The 17,354-nt window shown below is 37.2% G+C and carries 16 protein-coding genes, 2 tRNA genes and 1 CRISPR repeat array; of the genes, 13 read left to right on the top strand and 5 right to left on the bottom strand.

Features of this window, described 5'->3' with window-relative positions; genetic code table 11:
* Positions 1-22: 22 nt before the first annotated feature.
* Entirely contained in the window at positions 23-1,315 is a 1,293-nt protein-coding gene (hemL, locus tag A9G25_RS10535) for a glutamate-1-semialdehyde 2,1-aminomutase (protein ID WP_065626877.1), read from the bottom strand.
* 158 nt (positions 1,316-1,473) lie between these two features.
* Here hemL and erpA point away from each other — a divergent pair, with 158 nt between their 5' ends.
* From erpA to A9G25_RS10510, 5 genes are all read left to right on the top strand, one after another.
* Positions 1,474-1,812, top strand: a complete 339-nt coding sequence (gene erpA / locus A9G25_RS10530; RefSeq protein ID WP_034914816.1) for an iron-sulfur cluster insertion protein ErpA — start codon at positions 1,474-1,476, stop codon at positions 1,810-1,812.
* 211 nt (positions 1,813-2,023) lie between these two features.
* Positions 2,024-2,111 (top strand) — tRNA-Leu (locus A9G25_RS10525).
* An 18-nt stretch (positions 2,112-2,129) separates the two neighbouring features.
* A tRNA-Gly gene (locus A9G25_RS10520) sits at positions 2,130-2,205 on the top strand.
* A 931-nt stretch (positions 2,206-3,136) separates the two neighbouring features.
* Complete coding sequence (locus A9G25_RS10515) at positions 3,137-4,042, top strand: hypothetical protein (RefSeq protein ID WP_141675084.1); 906 nt, start codon at positions 3,137-3,139, stop codon at positions 4,040-4,042.
* Positions 4,043-4,380: 338 nt separating this feature from the next.
* Positions 4,381-4,707, top strand: a complete 327-nt coding sequence (locus tag A9G25_RS10510; RefSeq protein WP_034914241.1) for a Grx4 family monothiol glutaredoxin — start codon at positions 4,381-4,383, stop codon at positions 4,705-4,707.
* A 77-nt stretch (positions 4,708-4,784) separates the two neighbouring features.
* Here A9G25_RS10510 and rnt read toward each other — a convergent pair whose 3' ends face one another.
* Positions 4,785-5,471: a ribonuclease T gene (gene rnt / locus A9G25_RS10505; RefSeq protein ID WP_218057608.1), complete on the bottom strand. Its 687-nt coding sequence runs from the start codon at positions 5,469-5,471 to the stop codon at positions 4,785-4,787.
* 221 nt (positions 5,472-5,692) lie between these two features.
* Here rnt and A9G25_RS10500 point away from each other — a divergent pair, with 221 nt between their 5' ends.
* The 7 genes from A9G25_RS10500 (at position 5,693) to cysZ (ending at position 12,499) form a co-directional block, all read left to right on the top strand.
* Complete coding sequence (locus tag A9G25_RS10500) at positions 5,693-6,451, top strand: Nif3-like dinuclear metal center hexameric protein (RefSeq protein WP_065626874.1); 759 nt, start codon at positions 5,693-5,695, stop codon at positions 6,449-6,451.
* A 95-nt stretch (positions 6,452-6,546) separates the two neighbouring features.
* Positions 6,547-7,425 carry a 4-hydroxy-tetrahydrodipicolinate synthase gene (gene dapA, locus A9G25_RS10495; protein ID WP_065626873.1) on the top strand — a complete coding sequence of 293 codons (879 nt, stop codon included), beginning with the start codon at positions 6,547-6,549 and terminating at the stop codon, positions 7,423-7,425.
* A 30-nt stretch (positions 7,426-7,455) separates the two neighbouring features.
* Positions 7,456-8,223, top strand: a complete 768-nt coding sequence (gene bamC, locus A9G25_RS10490; RefSeq protein WP_065626872.1) for an outer membrane protein assembly factor BamC — start codon at positions 7,456-7,458, stop codon at positions 8,221-8,223.
* A 65-nt stretch (positions 8,224-8,288) separates the two neighbouring features.
* Entirely contained in the window at positions 8,289-8,999 is a 711-nt protein-coding gene (gene purC / locus A9G25_RS10485; RefSeq protein ID WP_065560552.1) for a phosphoribosylaminoimidazolesuccinocarboxamide synthase, read from the top strand.
* Complete coding sequence (locus A9G25_RS10480) at positions 8,999-9,454, top strand: DUF441 domain-containing protein (protein WP_065626871.1); 456 nt, start codon at positions 8,999-9,001, stop codon at positions 9,452-9,454. The genes purC and A9G25_RS10480 overlap by 1 nt, the downstream gene beginning before the upstream one ends.
* Before the next feature lie 3 nt (positions 9,455-9,457).
* A complete protein-coding gene (locus A9G25_RS10475; RefSeq protein ID WP_065626870.1) occupies positions 9,458-11,482 on the top strand; it encodes a tRNA(Met) cytidine acetyltransferase TmcA in 2,025 nt (674 codons plus the stop codon).
* Between the two features lie 186 nt (positions 11,483-11,668).
* On the top strand, positions 11,669-12,499 hold the full coding sequence (gene cysZ / locus A9G25_RS10470; protein ID WP_081297238.1) for a sulfate transporter CysZ: 831 nt from the start codon (positions 11,669-11,671) through the stop codon (positions 12,497-12,499).
* 8 nt (positions 12,500-12,507) lie between these two features.
* On the opposite strand, the gene A9G25_RS10465 is transcribed toward cysZ, so the two are convergent.
* From A9G25_RS10465 to A9G25_RS10455, 3 genes are all read right to left on the bottom strand, one after another.
* The gene (locus A9G25_RS10465; RefSeq protein WP_065589987.1) at positions 12,508-12,696 is read right to left on the bottom strand and encodes a YpfN family protein; all 189 of its coding nucleotides are present in this window, start codon (positions 12,694-12,696) and stop codon (positions 12,508-12,510) included.
* 72 nt (positions 12,697-12,768) lie between these two features.
* Positions 12,769-13,908: a succinyl-diaminopimelate desuccinylase gene (dapE, locus tag A9G25_RS10460; RefSeq protein ID WP_065626869.1), complete on the bottom strand. Its 1,140-nt coding sequence runs from the start codon at positions 13,906-13,908 to the stop codon at positions 12,769-12,771.
* 14 nt (positions 13,909-13,922) lie between these two features.
* Positions 13,923-14,279, bottom strand: coding sequence for an ArsC family reductase (locus A9G25_RS10455; protein WP_065626868.1), 357 nt, complete (start codon positions 14,277-14,279; stop codon positions 13,923-13,925).
* Between the two features lie 370 nt (positions 14,280-14,649).
* Positions 14,650-15,157: a CRISPR direct-repeat array (repeat unit 28 nt; unit sequence GTTTACCGCCGAGTAGGCGGTTTAGAAA).
* A 596-nt stretch (positions 15,158-15,753) separates the two neighbouring features.
* Between A9G25_RS10455 and A9G25_RS10450 the strand changes: the two genes are divergently transcribed.
* Positions 15,754-16,779, top strand: a complete 1,026-nt coding sequence (locus A9G25_RS10450; RefSeq protein ID WP_065626867.1) for a hypothetical protein — start codon at positions 15,754-15,756, stop codon at positions 16,777-16,779.
* The last annotated feature ends 575 nt before the right edge of the window (positions 16,780-17,354 follow it).

The raw sequence follows: 17,354 nt of genomic DNA, 5'->3' as shown, positions 1-17,354 counted from the left end.
AAATATAAAAAGTGCCATACATTTAAACTAAGTTATTAAAAAAACGACTTGCTGCATCAATGGTATGATTGATCTCTTTGTCTGTGTGCTTAAGTGACATGAAACCAGCTTCGAAAGCTGAAGGTGCAAAATAAACACCTTCATTTAGCATATGATGATAGAATTTCTTAAATAATTCAACATTACACTGCATCACATCTTGATAAGTGGTTACTTCAGAAGCAGTTGTAAAGAATAATCCAAACATCCCACCTGCATAATTCACCACTAATGGTACATTATGCTTTTTAGCTACCGACAATAAGCCATCGGCAAGCGATGCGGTTTTATCTTCTAACTCTTGATAGATCCCAACTTCCATTAACTTGGTTAACGTTGTGTAACCCGCAGCCATTGCAACAGGATTACCTGAAAGAGTTCCAGCTTGGTATATTGGCCCAGTTGGTGCTAATTGCATCATAATATCCGCACGACCACCAAACGCTCCAACAGGCATACCACCACCAATAATTTTACCTAAACAAGTTAAATCGGGCACAACATCATAATAATCTTGAGCTCCGCCAAGAGCGACTCTAAAGCCCGTCATAACTTCGTCAATGATCAATAACGCACCATACTTATCGCAAAGTGTTCGTAAACCGTGTAAAAACTCTTTTTTTGCTGGCACGCAATTCATATTGCCAGCAACAGGCTCAATAATGATGGCGGCAATTTGGTCGGAATATTGTTCAAATTGTTTTTTGACCGATTCTAAATTGTTATAATCACAAACTAAGGTATGTTTAACAAAATCATCAGGTACACCTGGGGAAGTTGGGTGTCCAAAAGTAAGAGCACCAGACCCCGCTTTAACTAACAAATAATCAGCATGACCGTGATAACAGCCTTCAAATTTAATAATCTTATCACGTCCAGTAAAACCACGTGCAACACGGATGGCACTCATGGTCGCTTCAGTTCCCGAATTTACCATACGCACCATTTCAATTGAAGGCATTAATTGAGTGACCAAATTAGCAACTTTGGTTTCAATTTCGGTTGGTGCACCATAACTTAAACCGTTATGAACAGCGTTAATTACCGCATTGGCTACATCGGGATCATTGTGTCCAAGGATCATCGGCCCCCAAGAACCAACATAATCAATGTAGGCTCTTTCGTCCACATCATAAATATACGCACCGTTTGCACGCTCAATAAATAAAGGTGAGCCACCAACACCGTTAAAGGTGCGAACAGGTGAATTTACGCCACCGGGCATAACTGATTGAGCCTGATGATAAAGTTTTTCTGATTTGAAATTGTTTAGCATAATCGAGATAATCTCTCTAGAAAATTTTGTGTATTTATTCATAAAATCAAAATAAATTCAAGCTAACTATGAGAAATTTATTTAATAGAAGTTTTCTATTTTGTATTTTCATTTAGCAAAGGTATATAATGCAAAGATCAATATGTTAGGAGAAGAATATGAGCGATGCTTTACCGATTAACTTTACTGATGCTGCAGCCAACAAAGTTAAATCATTAGTTACTGAAGAAGAGAACCCAAACCTAAAATTAAGGGTGTATATAACAGGCGGTGGTTGTAGTGGATTTCAGTATGGTTTTACTTTCGATGAAAAGGTAAACGAAGATGACTTAGCTATTGAAAAAAATGGTGTATCTTTAGTTATCGATCCCATGAGCTTACAATATCTAGTTGGGGGTACCATCGATTATGTAGAAGGTTTACAAGGATCTCGTTTTGTGGTTGATAATCCCAATGCAACAACAACATGCGGTTGCGGTTCATCTTTTAGTGTTTAAGCCATATTTAAGTTTTTAAAATACCAATAACGTTATGAGAAAAGTAACAGATCATAATTTTAATATTTATAGATAGATTAATAAAAGCCATAAAAAGTGACAAACATTGAGCAGTTAAACAATAATTTTTAATTTTTAGTTGACGGCAAAATTAAGATGGGTAAAATGCACAGCATTCGAAACGCAGTTACCTTTTGGTAATGTGTTTTGAGCCCGGGTGGTGAAATCGGTAGACACAAGGGATTTAAAATCCCTCGGCCTTTTTGGCCGTGCGAGTTCAAGTCTCGCCCCGGGCACCACTAACAAACAACTCTTATGCGGGAATAGCTCAGTTGGTAGAGCACGACCTTGCCAAGGTCGGGGTCGCGAGTTCGAACCTCGTTTCCCGCTCCAATAAAACATCTATTTAGTATAAAAGTAAACTTATATCCCATAATGTGTTAACTAACGAAAGTTACTAGTTGTATGCAAGGCACAAAAAACACAGCAAAAACATTGTAATAAAAACAGAAATCAGCCAATAATTACTTGATTTAATTAAAAAAACTTAAATAAAATCAATAGTCTACCTGAGTAGTTTTAGAGAAAAACACAACGTGCAAGGTTAATCTACCTATCTTTTAACTGTGTCGGAGTGCTTTGCCAACAGAGTGAGGGCTGCACGCCAAATTGGACTGTTTGGCGAGTTTTTGCTTTGTTAGGGATGCCAATTTGTCAGGAACAATTTGGCACTTTTGAGCAAAGCAAAAAGGCTTAAAAAAGGCGAATATCATAATGATTTGAGTAAATCATGCCGATGGTTAAGAGCGATTGTAGGCGTTGGTTATCATAGTTCATATTTTGTAGCCCATGTGAGTTGTAAAATGTTACGATCAAAATTCTTAAATTAAACGTTATCACCAATATCAGTTATTTCGACAAAATTCAAAAGCTATAAAGTTAGCAGCATATTTTAATTATAAAATTAATCTATCTATAAAGTCGAATTGTTTCATCTTTACATTTCTTTACAAAAAATCCGCTAAAAACTAGTCAATCATCCCTTAAACGGCTATACTTTAATCGCTTTAGAAAAATAAGCTTATTAAATAAGCGAATAAACATAAAAATTCAAATAAAACAAAATATTACTTGACAGGTGAAACGAAATGCAGTACCATTTTAGGCACAAGGCACAAGGCACAAGCACTGGCAAACCTATGTCTTAAATTTATCAAATAATCCTATTCAACGAGTTTTTACACGAAACTTATTTATATTTTCCAAATTATCTCTCAAATTATCATCGAAGTTGTTCCGAAAAATCTTGTTGGGATTGTTATTATTGCCCTATTCATGGAGTTTAGAGGCATTGGCTAGCACAAGTGGTCGAGCGAATAATTATCGTAGTGATGCCATAATATTACCATCAGAACCATTACCAGATGAACCTTTTGTACCAGCTATTAGTTATGTAAGGCCAAATAAGGATTGGGGTACAGATCAATATGCAGGCCCTATTGACGCATGGAATGTAAAAGAGGGATTTCCCATTCAATCAGATCCAAAATCTAATTTTCCAACCACAGGGGCTGATGGATTATTTTTTGATTTAGCGATAAAGGGAGTTGATCCAGATCAATTGACATGGACACCAGTCACGCATGATGGAATAACCGTCACCGTAAAAAGGACAAGAACAAACGATAGATGGACTAAAGAAGTGGTAACACGTGTTACTCTAAAGGGACCAGAGGCTAGATTTCAATGGTATAATCCTTATCCGCGTCGAATTACTGTACCAAGGTTACCTTGGGAATTCGTATTAGTGGGTAGAGATAGTGGCGGTAATGAGATAGTAAGATATGCATTTGTATTACAAAAGTGGTTTGTTCACAGAGGAGATCAAGGGGGGTATTCTTTTGAGCAAGACGATTGGTGTAGGGGGTTAGGATATCGTATACCACAGGTAAAGGATCTGACTAATGCTGTGTGTTTTGGTTTGAATTCAGATAGGCGATGTAATGGAGCTGTCGGTGCTACGCCATCATCAACAGGTAATCATTATCAGCGCCGAATAGGGGCAGGATTTTTTACGGAATGGGGGCTGTTGGCCAGTTACACTGATGCAAACTTCAACCGCTTCGGAGAGTACTGGACAGGTGATGATTCATTCACTGTAAATTTAAATGGTAGCGTGATGGGTATTTTTCCAAGTTTCTCCTCGTATGGAATTTGTACAACTCCTTAGCACTTAGTTCTTAATCCTAGAGTGATAGGATAATTAAAGATAACGAATTAAAGTAAGCGCTTTCTGCGTAAGCAGGTGGCGCACGAGCCGACAAAGAGGCTCCTTACAAAGGTAAATCCAGTAAAACCCACTTATTCCAGCAAAAAAACGTCAGGGATTAGGTTGGTTTTATTATTTTCTATTTTAATTGTTTTAAAAAATAACGCCTCCATAATTTGCTCTAAAAATCCCCATTAAGTAGCTTGGTTATAAGATACCAGTAGGAACAAGCTAAATTGTACGCTAAAATAGCTCGCATTATTACGATAAATTACCAAGGAAATCGCATGACGACTGAAATGACAACACTCGACAAAATCAAAAAACAAATTGCCGATAACCCGATTATTTTATATATGAAAGGTTCGCCAAAATTGCCAAGCTGTGGCTTTTCGGCTCAGGCGGTGCAGGTTTTGTCGCAATGTGGTGAAGCGTTTGCTTACGTTGATATTTTACAAAACCCTGATATTCGTGCCGAATTACCTAAATTCGCTAATTGGCCAACGTTTCCACAATTATGGGTTGAAGGCGAATTAGTAGGTGGCTGTGATATTATGTTAGAGATGTTTCAAACAGGCGAACTGCAAACGCTTATTAAGCAAACTGCGGAAAAGTATAAATCCTAATTTAATGCAGTATGGTAAATTAAGCGCGCAAAATAGGCGCGCTTTTTTATTTTTATCAATTAGTGAATTAATACTGTTTACTCTTGTTTTTGTTGTCTATTATCTAAATCATTTTCGATTTTTGCATCTACACCCGAATCTGTAACTGCCAAAGGCCATCCACCTAATGCTTTAAATTGGTTAACGATTTTACAAAAAAGCATTGCCGTTTTTTGTGTATCGTATAGCGCACTGTGAGCTTGTTTATGATCGAATGTGATTTGTGCTACTTGGCAGGCTTTGGCTAGTACTGTTTGACCAAAAACCAAACCACTGAGTGACGCTGTGTCAAAAGTAGCAAATGGGTGAAATGGATTGCGTTTCATTCCTGTGCGTTCAGCTGCCGCCATTAAAAAGCTATGATCAAAGTGTGCGTTATGCGCAACAATCACCGCCCGAGTACATTCACTGGCTTTTATGCCTGATCTAACCATTTTAAAAATTTCCTCTAAGGCATGCTTTTCGTTAACAGAACCACGAAGTGGATTATCAGGATCGATGCCATTAAAAGCAAGGGCTGCTGGTTCTAAAATTGCACCACTAAATGGATTGACATTAAATTGTAAGGATTGATCTGGCTCTAGCCAACCATCTGGGGTCATTTTTAAGGTGATAGCGGCGATTTCTAAAATAGCATTGAGTTTTGGATCGAATCCAGATGTTTCAATATCAATTACAACAGGATAAAACCCACGAAAGCGTTCACATAATTTGGCGTTTGGCACGTTAATTTTTCTTATCTATCAAAAAAGGTGTTATTATGCCATCTTTTAACCAGTTCGCCTAGCATTGGCTACAAGAGTTTGTATTCAATTTGTTAATCTTTGTAAAAAGCCAATACAGTAGTTTTATTCAAATTACATTAAACGAATGAGTAGGTGCGATTATTGGTTAAACTGATTATAATCATCAATTATTATTAAACAATATTAAAACTGAGCGAATAATGCACAACTTTGAATTAGAACAAATTATTAATAACGAGCTGCAAATTAGTCGTTATCGTGACTATGCGCCAAATGGATTGCAAGTGCAGGGGCGCAAACAAGTGAATAAAATTGTCACAGGAGTGACCGCTTGCCAGTTATTGTTAGATAAGGCGGTTGAATTAGAAGCTGACGCGGTTCTGGTACATCATGGTTATTTTTGGAAGAGTGAACCACAAATCATTACAGGCATTAAATATCAAAGAATTAAAACACTGTTAACTAACGATATTAATTTATATGGTTATCACTTGCCATTAGATGGCCATCCTGTTTTTGGAAACAATATTGAACTGGCTAATTTATTGGGTATTTCAGTCGATAAACGCAATGACATTACCGATCTACTTTTTACTGGTATATTAAACACGCCACTTACTACTTTACAATTTAAACACCAACTTGAGCAAGTATTACACAATAACCAACAACAAGCACTATTTTGTGGAGATAATGCTCCGCAAGTTATCAATCGTATTGCATGGTGTAGTGGTGGAGGGCAAGATTATATTGAACAAGCGGCACTAATGGGAGTGGATGCTTTTTTTACTGGCGAAGTGTCTGAACGCACTATCCACATTGCACGCGAATATGGTATTAATTTTTATGCAGCAGGACACCATGCTACCGAACGTTACGGTATTAAAAAATTGGGTGAATGGTTAGCGAGCTGTTACGGAGTTGAGGTTATTTTTGTCGATATTGATAATCCAGTATAACAAAAGTTGAATTTAGTCTAGAAATATCGCATACTTATCCGCAGATTTTTATTCTTTACGTTGTGTTATAAACCAATTATATGAGAGGTCATTTTATGTTTACAGGAAGTCTGGTCGCACTTGTTACTCCCATGGATACAAAAGGAAACGTTGACCACGTAAGCTTAAAAAAATTGGTCGAATATCATATTGCAAATGGAACATCGGGTATTGTTTCGGTTGGTACAACAGGCGAATCAGCAACACTTGATCACCATGAGCATATTGATGTAATTAAAAGAACAATTGACTATGCAGATGGGCGCATTGCCATCATTGCTGGCACTGGCGCAAACGCAACGAAGGAGGCTATAGAATTAACCAGTAAGGTCGAAAAAATTGGCGTCGTAGGCTGTTTAACGGTTGCACCTTATTATAACAAACCGACTCAAGAAGGTATGTATCAGCACTTTAAAGCTATTGCCGAAAGTACGGAGTTGCCACAGATTTTATATAATGTACCAGGCCGTACCAGTAGTGATATCAAGCCTGAAACTGTTGGACGATTAGCTAAAATCAAAAATATTGTTGCATTAAAAGATGCAACAGGCGATCTTTCAAGAGTTTATCCTACTCGAAAATTGGTTGGACCTGATTTTAAATTATTGAGTGGTGATGATTCAACCTTTTTAGATTTTATGATTTTAGGTGGCGATGGCGTTATTTCTGTTACAGCTAATGTTGCAGCTAAGGCGGTTGCTACAGTTTGTCAGCTTGCGACTAATAATCAAATTCAAGAAGCCCGCAATTTAAACGATACTTTAATGGCTTTACATCACAATTTGTTCATTGAACCCAACCCAACACCAGCTAAGTGGGCTTGTGCAAGATTAGGTTTAATGCAAAATGCAACAATTAGATTACCAATGGTCTCATTGAGCACATCGTCAATTCCTGCGGTTGAACAAGCGTTAAAAGACGCGAATTTATTGTAATATAACCTTTAATTTTAAAAGCAGATATTTATGTTAAATAGCACATTAAACAGAACATTAAACTTAACCTTATTTAAAGGTAACGTCATTAAAAAAACAGCTGTTTTAACCGTTGTGACTTCTTTATTTCTTGTTGGCTGTGGTAGTGATCAAAATTATAAGCGTGAAGTTGAAGGTAATGAAGATTACCTTAAATCACCTACGTTAAAACCGTTAATTATTCCTGAAGGTGTTTCGGTGCCTGCGGAAAGTGGCGATTTTTATGTTGTTAAAACTGAGGTTAAAGGCGAATTAGGTAAAAAACTTGATATAAGACCGCCTATTTTACCGATCCCAACTATTCAAGATGCATTTGCGATTTATAATAACGGTTCGGTCACTTTTAATGTACCATTAAGCAATAATGTCTGGGATCGTATTCCTAATAGCCTAAATAAAAAAAATATCTTTATCGCTAGCCGTGATAATAACAGCATTAAAACCAATAAAGCCTTTATGGTGCGTGCAGACGAAAATCGAGCCGTTGAAGCCACTTATTCAATGACACGAAACTTGGTAGGCGATACTGAAACAATCACCATTTCAATCACCTCATTAACCCGTGGTACTGAAGATTTAATTTCGCAACCAATTGAAGTGCAACGCTATGTTGTAAGTTTATTTAATGACATAATGGATGATGTTGCACCTGATTCAGTTCGGGTTGTACCACGAAAAGCACAAGATAAAGAGGCTGAAAAAGAAAATACCGAAGACAAAAAAACAGCAACACACGTAAGCGGTGCAAATCAAGAATAAGTTTGGAATTTAAGGAGCGAATAGCTCCTTAATTATTTATTGGTAATTGATATAAGGTTATAAACATGAAAAAGTTGGCTGAGCTTTATCGTGGTAAAGCTAAAACAGTATATACCACCGAAAACTCTGATTTATTAATTCTTGAGTTTCGTAATGATACATCGGCATTTGATGGATTGCGTATTGAACAGTTAGATCGTAAAGGCATGGTTAATAATAAATTTAACTATTTTATTATGAGCAAATTGCGTGAAGCTGGCATTCCAACTCAAGTTGAAACCTTATTATCTGACAATGAAGTGCTAGTTAAAAAGTTGCAAATGGTACCTGTTGAGTGTGTGGTACGTAATCGAGCCGCTGGTTCTTTAGTTAAACGTTTAGGGGTTGAAGAAGGTAAAGTTTTAAATCCTCCTACGTTTGAATTATTTTTAAAAAACGATGCATTGCATGATCCAATGGTTAACGAATCACACTGTAAGGCTTTTGGTTGGGCTAGCGATGATCAACTTGCTAGAATGAAAGAACTTAGCTTTAAAATTAACACCATTTTGACTGATTTGTTTGATAAAGCAGGACTAATATTGGTTGATTACAAACTCGAATTTGGATTATTTAAAGGCGAAATCACTTTGGGGGATGAGTTTTCTCCTGATGGTTGCCGTTTGTGGGAAAAAGAGACAATGAAAAAAATGGACAAAGATCGCTTTCGCCAAGGTTTGGGCGGTGTGATTGAAGCCTATGAAGAAGTAGCTAAACGAATTGGTGTTCCTTTGTAATGTTTGCACAGTTTGATATCTCTTTTTTTCTACTTTTAGGGTTAGCGGCGCTGTGTTATTTAACGCACAATAATACCGTGACATTTGCAGTGCTGTTATTGTTACTGTTTAAATTAACGCCGCTAGCCAGTTATTTCCCGTTTTTAAATCAATATGGCTTAACAATTGGTATTGTTATTTTAACTGCTGCAATGATGGTGCCTTTAGCTGATGGCTCGTTAAAAATAGGCGATATTGCTAAATCATTTACCACTTGGCAATCTATATTAGCTATTTTTGTTGGAATTTTAGTATCGTGGCTTGGTACCCGAGGTATATCTCTCATTGGTGCACACCCCACGATTATTAATGGCTTAATTATTGGTACGCTAATTGGTGTGGCTTTTTTCAAAGGTATTCCTGTTGGTCCTCTGATTGCTGCAGGTATTTTGTCGTTGTTAATTGGAAAAAGTTAACCTATGCACAAGTATCCCAACAGCACAAGAACGCTATGGGTGTTACAGGGTGAAGGCACACAGTTATTCGAGCAACTTAGCCAGACTATTTGTCATTACTCTGGTGATTGGTTAACGGTTACATCTCACTCCGAACTTTCTAGTTATTTACCCAACACATTAATTTCTGATGTAATACCGCCCAATCAAACTAAACAGTTATTAGGTCGGCAGTATCGACATGCTATTTTTGATGCAACGGTAGGCTTTAATCTTGATGCTTTTGCTATGCTTGTTGGCACGTTAGTTAAAGGTAGTATATTGGTTTTATTATTGCCCAAGAATCTGTTTACTTGGCATGATCAAGATAGTTTACGCTGGAACGAAAGCCAAATGCCCATTAACGTGCCTAATTTTGTTGCCCATTTAATACAGACTTTAACTGAATTTGGTTTATCAATTTATCCTAAAATTTCATCAAAACAGGTTATATCCTCCAAGATATCCCTGCCTGAAGTTATTATTGATAACGTTTGTGATTTAGCCGAGCAACAAGCAACTTTAAAACAATTATTAAATAGCACTAAGCCTATTAACGTATTAGTCGCTAAACGTGGACGCGGTAAATCGGCACTAGCTGGGTTATTTAGCCATTACCAACGTTGTATTGTGACAGCACCAAATAAATCAGCACTGACCACCTTTTTTGCTTTTGCTAAGCCCGATACCCCATTTTTTGCCCCAGATGAATTAATTGCTCAAGCATGTATTACCATTGCCGACTATCTAATTATTGATGAAGCAGCCATGATCCCACTTCCCATGCTTGAAAAATTGTTAAAACTAGCTAAAACAAATAACACTCGAGTATTATTAACAACAACTACTGATGGGTATGAGGGCACAGGACAGGGCTTTTTGTTGAAATTGTTATCAGGTAAAGCATGCCAATGTTTTCAGCTATTTACCCCCATTCGCTGGCAGGCTGGCGATATACTAGAGCAATTTAGTGATCGATTGTTACTTAATGGTTTATTAACACAGGGCGATAATTTTGATGCAAGCCCATCATTAATCCAATATTCAAAAGTTGAACGTAATAATGTTGATACATTAAGGTCAATATTTTATTTATTGAAAATAGCACATTACCAAACTACGTTAGTTGATTTAAGACGCTTATTTGATGCACAAAATTTGACAATTTGGCAAGCAACAGCTAACCATAATCAAATAGCTGCCGCACTCACTGTTGTTGAAGGTAACTTGCCAGATAGTTTAATAACCGAAGTGTGGCAAGGTACACGTCGACCAAAAGGTAATTTGGTCGCACAGTCGTTAGTCGCCCATGCAGGTGAGCAGCAGGCGGCTAAATTGCGCTCAATTCGGATTAATCGTATAGCGGTTATTAGTGCCTATCGGCGACAAAATATAGCAAGGCAACTTGTGCAAACTATCTTTGAAGATGCTAAAGCACAGAATATCGACTTTTTATCGGTTAGTTTTGCTTATACCCCGTCTAATTACCAATTTTGGATTGCTTGTGGATTTGTTTTGGTGCATGTCAGTAGTCATAAACAGGCAAATAGTGGTAGTTATTCAGTTATGGCGTTAAAGCCATTAACCGATTCAGGACGAAATCTAATCATTAAATTAAAACAAAAATTACAGCGTAATGTTTATTGGCTTAAAGATATTATTGATTTACCATTTACTGCGATAATTGAAAGTAAGGATATCTCACCACTATCACAAGATCTAGACGCCTACGATTTGGATGAACTAAACGGATTTGCTTACTATCATCGACCATTTGAAGCCACTTATGCCACACTGTGTCGATTAGTTTGCTATAATCAAACTCATCAACAATCGCAAAAACCACAATCACAACCACAGCAGCAACTAACATTGCCTGTGTTATCAGTACTGATAGAAAGCAAAAACAATCAATCTTTGCTCATTAGTTCATATCAACTAGCAGGGAAAAATGCATTAATGCAAACTATCAAGCAAGAGATCAAAACATGGTTAGCAATTCATGGTTAGTAAATCATGGCAATAATGTGTTATTTGATGAAAAAACCAATAATAAAGATAGCTGATTATCATTGCAGGTTACCAAGAGCTATGTTTACAATAGTTATCATGTTTAAGTTCATTTTAAATTTTACCTAACTAGTTTTAACTGAACTAGTTTCAACATAATTCGTTTTAATTAAAAAGGAATCGAATGTGACGCAAAATAAATTAGAAAATCAAGCACAACATCGCCATTCAAAAAAACAAACTCAAAATCCAAAAAATCAACCCACAACAGGCATTGAGTATTTTTTTAAAGGTTGGTCATTGGCGTTTAGTCCAGGTATTAAGCGATTTGTTTTTTTACCATTAATTGCCAATGTTGTGATTATGTCTGCATTATTTTATTGGTTCTTTACGGCTATCTCGGGCATGGTTGATTGGGGAGTGTCGTATATGCCAAGTTGGTTGCATTGGCTAGGTTATATTATTGTTTTTATGGTTATTTTAGCTTTGGTTATTTTGTTTTGTTATTTCTTTAGTACGGTAACCAATATTATAGCGGCTCCGTTTAATGGCTTGTTAGCTGAACAAGTTGAAGCACAGTTAACGGGGATCCTCGCAGCAGATATGTCGTGGATAAGTCTTATTAAGGATCTCCCTCGTATTTTTAAACGTGAACTACAAAAACTACTTAACTATTTATCATGGGCAATTCCGATACTGCTAACTTATTTTATTCCTGTTATTGGGCAATCAATAACGCCAGTGGTTTGGTTTTTATTTACCGCTTGGCAAATTAACATCCAATATGCTGATTATGCCTTTGATAACCACAAAATTACCTTTCAGCGTATGCGTGAATTACTCAAGCAAGATCGGGTAGATAATTTAACTTTTGGTATGATAGTCAGCTTTTTTACCATGGTACCATTGCTTAATTTAATTGTTATGCCTATTGCGGTATGTGGCGCAACGGCAATGTGGGTTGATCGCTACCGTCATCAAGCCTTATTTGACAGTAGTAGCCAAGACTTTCGTTAAGCAGAGAGTTATTTTTTCTTCGTCGAATTTGTTGATGGCCAATCGTCGTCATCATCTTGATAAGGGATAGGTTTTATCCCTTTCTTTTTTTCAAGATACGCTTTATAACTTAGTCGATTCAGCGCCTTAATGGTATTAATAAAAATCCCAATTAAAATAACGACAATTATCCACCAGTAATCTTTAAGCCACTCCATCGTACTTCCTCTTAGGTTAAAACCGCAATCGCCAAGTTATAGTAGCTAGGCACAACAACAATTGTGCCACAATTATGCCAACAGTAATTTTTCTAATATGCGGTTATAAATTGCAGTTAAGGTAATTATATCTTTGCAGTTGGCGTTTTCGTTGACTTTGTGAATAGTCTTATTTAATACGCCTAGTTCGATCACTTGACAGCCCATCTTAGCAATAAAGCGTCCATCTGAAGTACCGCCGCTGGTCGATAGCTTGGTATCAATGTTGGTAAATTCCTTAATAGCACTTGCAGCAGCGTTAGTTAAATCGCCTTGTGGTGTTAAAAAAGGATGTCCTGATAATCGCCAAGATAACGTATAGTTCAAATTATGTTTTTGTAAAATCTGCTCAACGCGGGCTTTAATTATCGTATCAGTTAATTCACTACTATAGCGAAAGTTAAATTGCACACTTAGATCACCTGGCACAACGTTTTCAGCACCTGTACCGCCATTAATATTGGCAATTTGCATAGTTGTTTGAGGAAAATACTGATTGCCTTCATCCCAAACTGTGCTAACCAGTTCATTTAATGCAGGTGCAAAACGATGGACAGGGTTATCGGCAAGGTGAGGATAAGCCACATGACCTTGAATACCATGCACAACTAAATTAGCCGTTAGCGAACCACGGCGACCGTTTTTAATTTGATCGCCAAGTACAGCATCGCTTGACGGTTCGCCCACGATACAATAATCAACACGTTCTTGACGCTTCATTAGCAAATCGACAACCTTAACAGTGCCATCGGTTGCATCGGCTTCTTCGTCTGATGTAATTAAAAAAGCTACTCGCCCAGTGTGATTTGGATGTTGCTTAACAAAATCTTCAGCCGCACAAACCATGGCAGCAACGCCACTTTTCATGTCAGATGCACCACGTCCATAAAGCACGCCTTGTTCATCAATGGTTGGCGAAAAAGGAGGATAAAGCCATTTGCTTTCATCACCAGCTGGTACGACATCGGTATGTCCAGCAAACATTAAGGTTTTGCTGTTAGCCTCGCCATGATAAGCCCATAAATTTTTGGTCTTTCCAATATTAACTTCTTCAATAGTAAAACCGAGCGGTTTTAGCCGTTCAATAATCATTTTTTGACAATTTTTATCGTCAGGACTTATTGATTTTTCGGCGATGAGAGCTTGAGTTAGAGCAATAACAGGTTCAGTCATAGTGGTCTCGATTTTTATTTAGATTGCGAAATAAATTGTGAATAAAGTTCATCTGAAAAGCCTAACAATGCACGCTTTCCATCGATAAGTAAAGGGCGTTTTAAAATAGATGGATTGGCTAACATAATCTTTTTAGCTGTTTGAGTATTATTAACCTCAGCACGAACAGATTCATCTAACTTACGCCAAGTAGTGCCCCGTGTATTGAGCAAGCTTTGCCAATCAACCAATTGTAAAAAAGCATCCAATAGCTCCTCTGAAAGCCCATCGGTTTTATAATTATGAAATTGATAGCTTACATGATGATCATCAAGCCAAGTAAAAGCTTTTTTCATCGTATTGCAGTTTTTGATACCGTAGATGATGTACATAGTAGGTGATCCAACATTGAAAATAATAGCAAAGATTATAACAGTTATCGGCTTAAAGCGGCAAATTAAAGGGATTTATTTGTATTAATTCATATTAATACTCATATTTAATCTTAGTTGTTAAAGCCAAATGGTTACTAGTGAAAGTTTGAAAATTTTAAATATTTTGGATAGTGAGTTAAGAAATGAATTTTTGATCAGATAAAATCACTCATTTTGAAAAGATCAAACTTGTGCTGACCCTTTTTTTTAATAATAAATAAAATATAATAAAAACAACACACTAAAAAAGCTCTAAAAAAAAGGGTTTTTAAAAGCAAAAATCCTATTTGTCTTTTGCGAAACAAGATTTATAGTATATCGGATTCTAGTTTACCGCCGAGTAGGCGGTTTAGAAAGACGGTCGCATTACAAGCTCATTACCGTTTTCGTTTACCGCCGAGTAGGCGGTTTAGAAATTTTGGGGCATTTTCCTGCGGAAATCGGGCTAGTTTACCGCCGAGTAGGCGGTTTAGAAATTGAAGGACAATTACAAACTCGAAAATGGCAAGTTTACCGCCGAGTAGGCGGTTTAGAAAACCAACTCAACGTTACATCCGTACTCATCAATGTTTACCGCCGAGTAGGCGGTTTAGAAAGTACGTTATTCAGGTTAATGAAAAAACAGGTAGTTTACCGCCGAGTAGGCGGTTTAGAAATTGATTATTGGTAATAATGAAGATGAGGTTAAGTTTACCGCCGAGTAGGCGGTTTAGAAATAATAACGCATACACACAAATTAAGAATGCTAGTTTACCGCCGAGTAGGCGGTTTAGAAACTTGCTTCCCTTTTTTATCGGAGTGTTATTTTGTTTACCGCCGAGTAGGCGGTTTTTTGTATAAAAAATAGAAATTTCTGTATAACTGGTTGATTTTAATAAAAAATAAAATATTAAATAAAATCAATGCTCTACCTGAACGATTTTGTGGGGGGAAATATATCTTATAACATGGTAAGGTTTATATGTTCATTTTTCATGACGCTTAGAATGTAACAATAACTAAGTGAGGTTAGTGTGTCAAATAGGAATATTTGCAAGTTTGTGCTTTGTTGGGAACACAAATTTGAACATCAAAGCAAAGTTAAGATAGCTTTGTTGAGGTGAGAGCCATGGGGGATGAGGATATAAATCGAGCACATTTTGCAGCTAAAGCATCGGTTGTTAGGTAATTCACTAATTCCTTGATTGAGAAGTTATCACCAATATTCATGATATTCACAAAAGTTAAGACTTACAAAACCTAACACCATATGCTAATAAAAAATTACATAAAAAAACTAGCCAAGTTTTTTTTAAATGGCTATACTTTAGCACCTTAAAGGAATAGATTGATTAAACAATCAAATAAAAATTAAAATTAAAATAAGTCATTAATTTACTTGGCATGTAAGCTGTAATTCATTATCATTTAAAGCACAAGGACTGGCAAAATAATGCATTATCATTTAAGGCACAAGGCACAGAAATTATCTCTCAACGTATTATCGAAATTATTGTTCAAATCACCTAAAACAGTTTTGCTAGTATTAGCACTGTTATTATCTTCTTCATGGAATGTACAGGCAAATGGTAAAAAAGCTCGAGCAGGTAATCGTAGTGATGCAATACTGCTACAACAGTCGCCAGTTATCGATTATGTAAGGCCGAATCTACATTATGGTGGCGACGGATATGCAGGTCCAGCTGACATGTGGAATCCTGATAAGGGCTTCTTAGTTCAATCAATCAATCCTGAATCATACAACCTCAATTTTCCAACTACAGGTACGCATGGAGTATATTTTGATTTACTCATTACAGGAATAGATGTAAGAAAATTGACATGGAAACCCGTTAATTTGGGGGGGATTACTGCAACAGTGGAAAATGTTGTAGCTGATGATTACTGGATTCCTAATAAAGATAGGAGAAAAGTTGTTGCCCGTGTTACGTTAACAGGTCCATATGCAAGGCACCGGAGAAAACAGCGAGGAATTGGTAGGGTAAGTTTACCGCAGACGTTTGAGTTAGTGGGTAGATATAAAGATGGTTATGAGGTAGTAAAATATGGATTTGTGTTGAAGCAGTGGTTCATCGACAATTTTTCGAGTGGTAATCGTGTGCCTGAACAGTGGTGTAGTAGAAATGGCTACCTGATACCAAGGGTCAGGGATTTAACTAACGCGGCTGGTATTCCAGCTCTAGGTGCCAGCCCATCTTCACCAGGTAATCATTACATGCGTTATATTGGTGGAGGCCTTTTTTCCGAGTGGGGCTACATGCACGGCTACGCCAATAGCCCTCGCTTTCAAGACAACTTCCATACGGTGTTTGATCCTGATGGTAAAGATAAGTGGGACTCCGTAGCGAAGTACGAATCATTCAACAAGTTCGGTGTGGGCTCGCACAGTGGCTACTTCCGTCGGTACCTCCCACTCCACAAGGATAGTTATATTTGCGCCTCGGCCCTTAGACCTTAGTCCTTGGGCCCGCCGAGGCGAATATGGACTAATATAGCCGAGGTTATTTAAGGAAGGGTTGCAGCGCAGGGGCACCCCCCCTCGCTCACAGCGTGGGCGAGCTAACGAATCATAGAGCGATTTGGTGGCGTAAGCGACCAGATTGCGTGACCAACAACGGTGAAGGCGGTGTTGGCGGTGGTAAAATTGGGATATAAAAGAGTAATTAAACATGAATATCGAAGAAAAATGACAATTAAGCAAAAAGCCCGTTAATTTTATCGTTGAGGGGAATTTTTAAAAGTTTATAACCAGTTGTTATATGTAGTACAGCAGTTGTTGGGGTTTAAGCTTAATTAGTCATTATTATTTAAGCGGTTACGATAAGTGGTATGAATCACAGTGCCAATTGTTTTACACGAAAATTGGCAAAAGCGAGAGCACTAAAAAGGATTCAGAAAGCCATGTTTTTGAACAGCGGTTTAGAAATTATCAACAGGTAACCTAATACGTCCGCTAATCCTTACCGTTGCGTAAGCAGTTTAGATATGAACTTATGAATTTGGTTATCGCAAACTAGCGTTTACCGCTGAGTA

The organism is Gilliamella sp. Bif1-4, assembly GCF_001690535.1.
In the GTDB taxonomy this organism is placed as follows: domain Bacteria; phylum Pseudomonadota; class Gammaproteobacteria; order Enterobacterales; family Orbaceae; genus Gilliamella; species Gilliamella bombi.
This window is presented reverse-complemented; position numbering and strand designations above follow the sequence as displayed.

Excerpts from the sequence above, each read along its gene's own strand:
- hemL (WP_065626877.1), bottom strand. The coding sequence starts at position 1,315 with ATGCTAAACAATTTCAAATCAGAAAAACTTTATCATCAGGCTCAATCA.
- erpA (WP_034914816.1), top strand. The coding sequence starts at position 1,474 with ATGAGCGATGCTTTACCGATTAACTTTACTGATGCTGCAGCCAACAAA.
- A9G25_RS10510 (WP_034914241.1), top strand. The coding sequence starts at position 4,381 with ATGACAACACTCGACAAAATCAAAAAACAAATTGCCGATAACCCGATT.
- A9G25_RS10500 (WP_065626874.1), top strand. The coding sequence starts at position 5,693 with ATGCACAACTTTGAATTAGAACAAATTATTAATAACGAGCTGCAAATT.
- dapA (WP_065626873.1), top strand. The coding sequence starts at position 6,547 with ATGTTTACAGGAAGTCTGGTCGCACTTGTTACTCCCATGGATACAAAA.
- bamC (WP_065626872.1), top strand. The coding sequence starts at position 7,456 with ATGTTAAATAGCACATTAAACAGAACATTAAACTTAACCTTATTTAAA.
- purC (WP_065560552.1), top strand. The coding sequence starts at position 8,289 with ATGAAAAAGTTGGCTGAGCTTTATCGTGGTAAAGCTAAAACAGTATAT.
- A9G25_RS10480 (WP_065626871.1), top strand. The coding sequence starts at position 8,999 with ATGTTTGCACAGTTTGATATCTCTTTTTTTCTACTTTTAGGGTTAGCG.
- A9G25_RS10475 (WP_065626870.1), top strand. The coding sequence starts at position 9,458 with ATGCACAAGTATCCCAACAGCACAAGAACGCTATGGGTGTTACAGGGT.
- A9G25_RS10465 (WP_065589987.1), bottom strand. The coding sequence starts at position 12,696 with ATGGAGTGGCTTAAAGATTACTGGTGGATAATTGTCGTTATTTTAATT.
- dapE (WP_065626869.1), bottom strand. The coding sequence starts at position 13,908 with ATGACTGAACCTGTTATTGCTCTAACTCAAGCTCTCATCGCCGAAAAA.
- A9G25_RS10455 (WP_065626868.1), bottom strand. The coding sequence starts at position 14,279 with ATGTACATCATCTACGGTATCAAAAACTGCAATACGATGAAAAAAGCT.
- A9G25_RS10450 (WP_065626867.1), top strand. The coding sequence starts at position 15,754 with ATGCATTATCATTTAAGGCACAAGGCACAGAAATTATCTCTCAACGTA.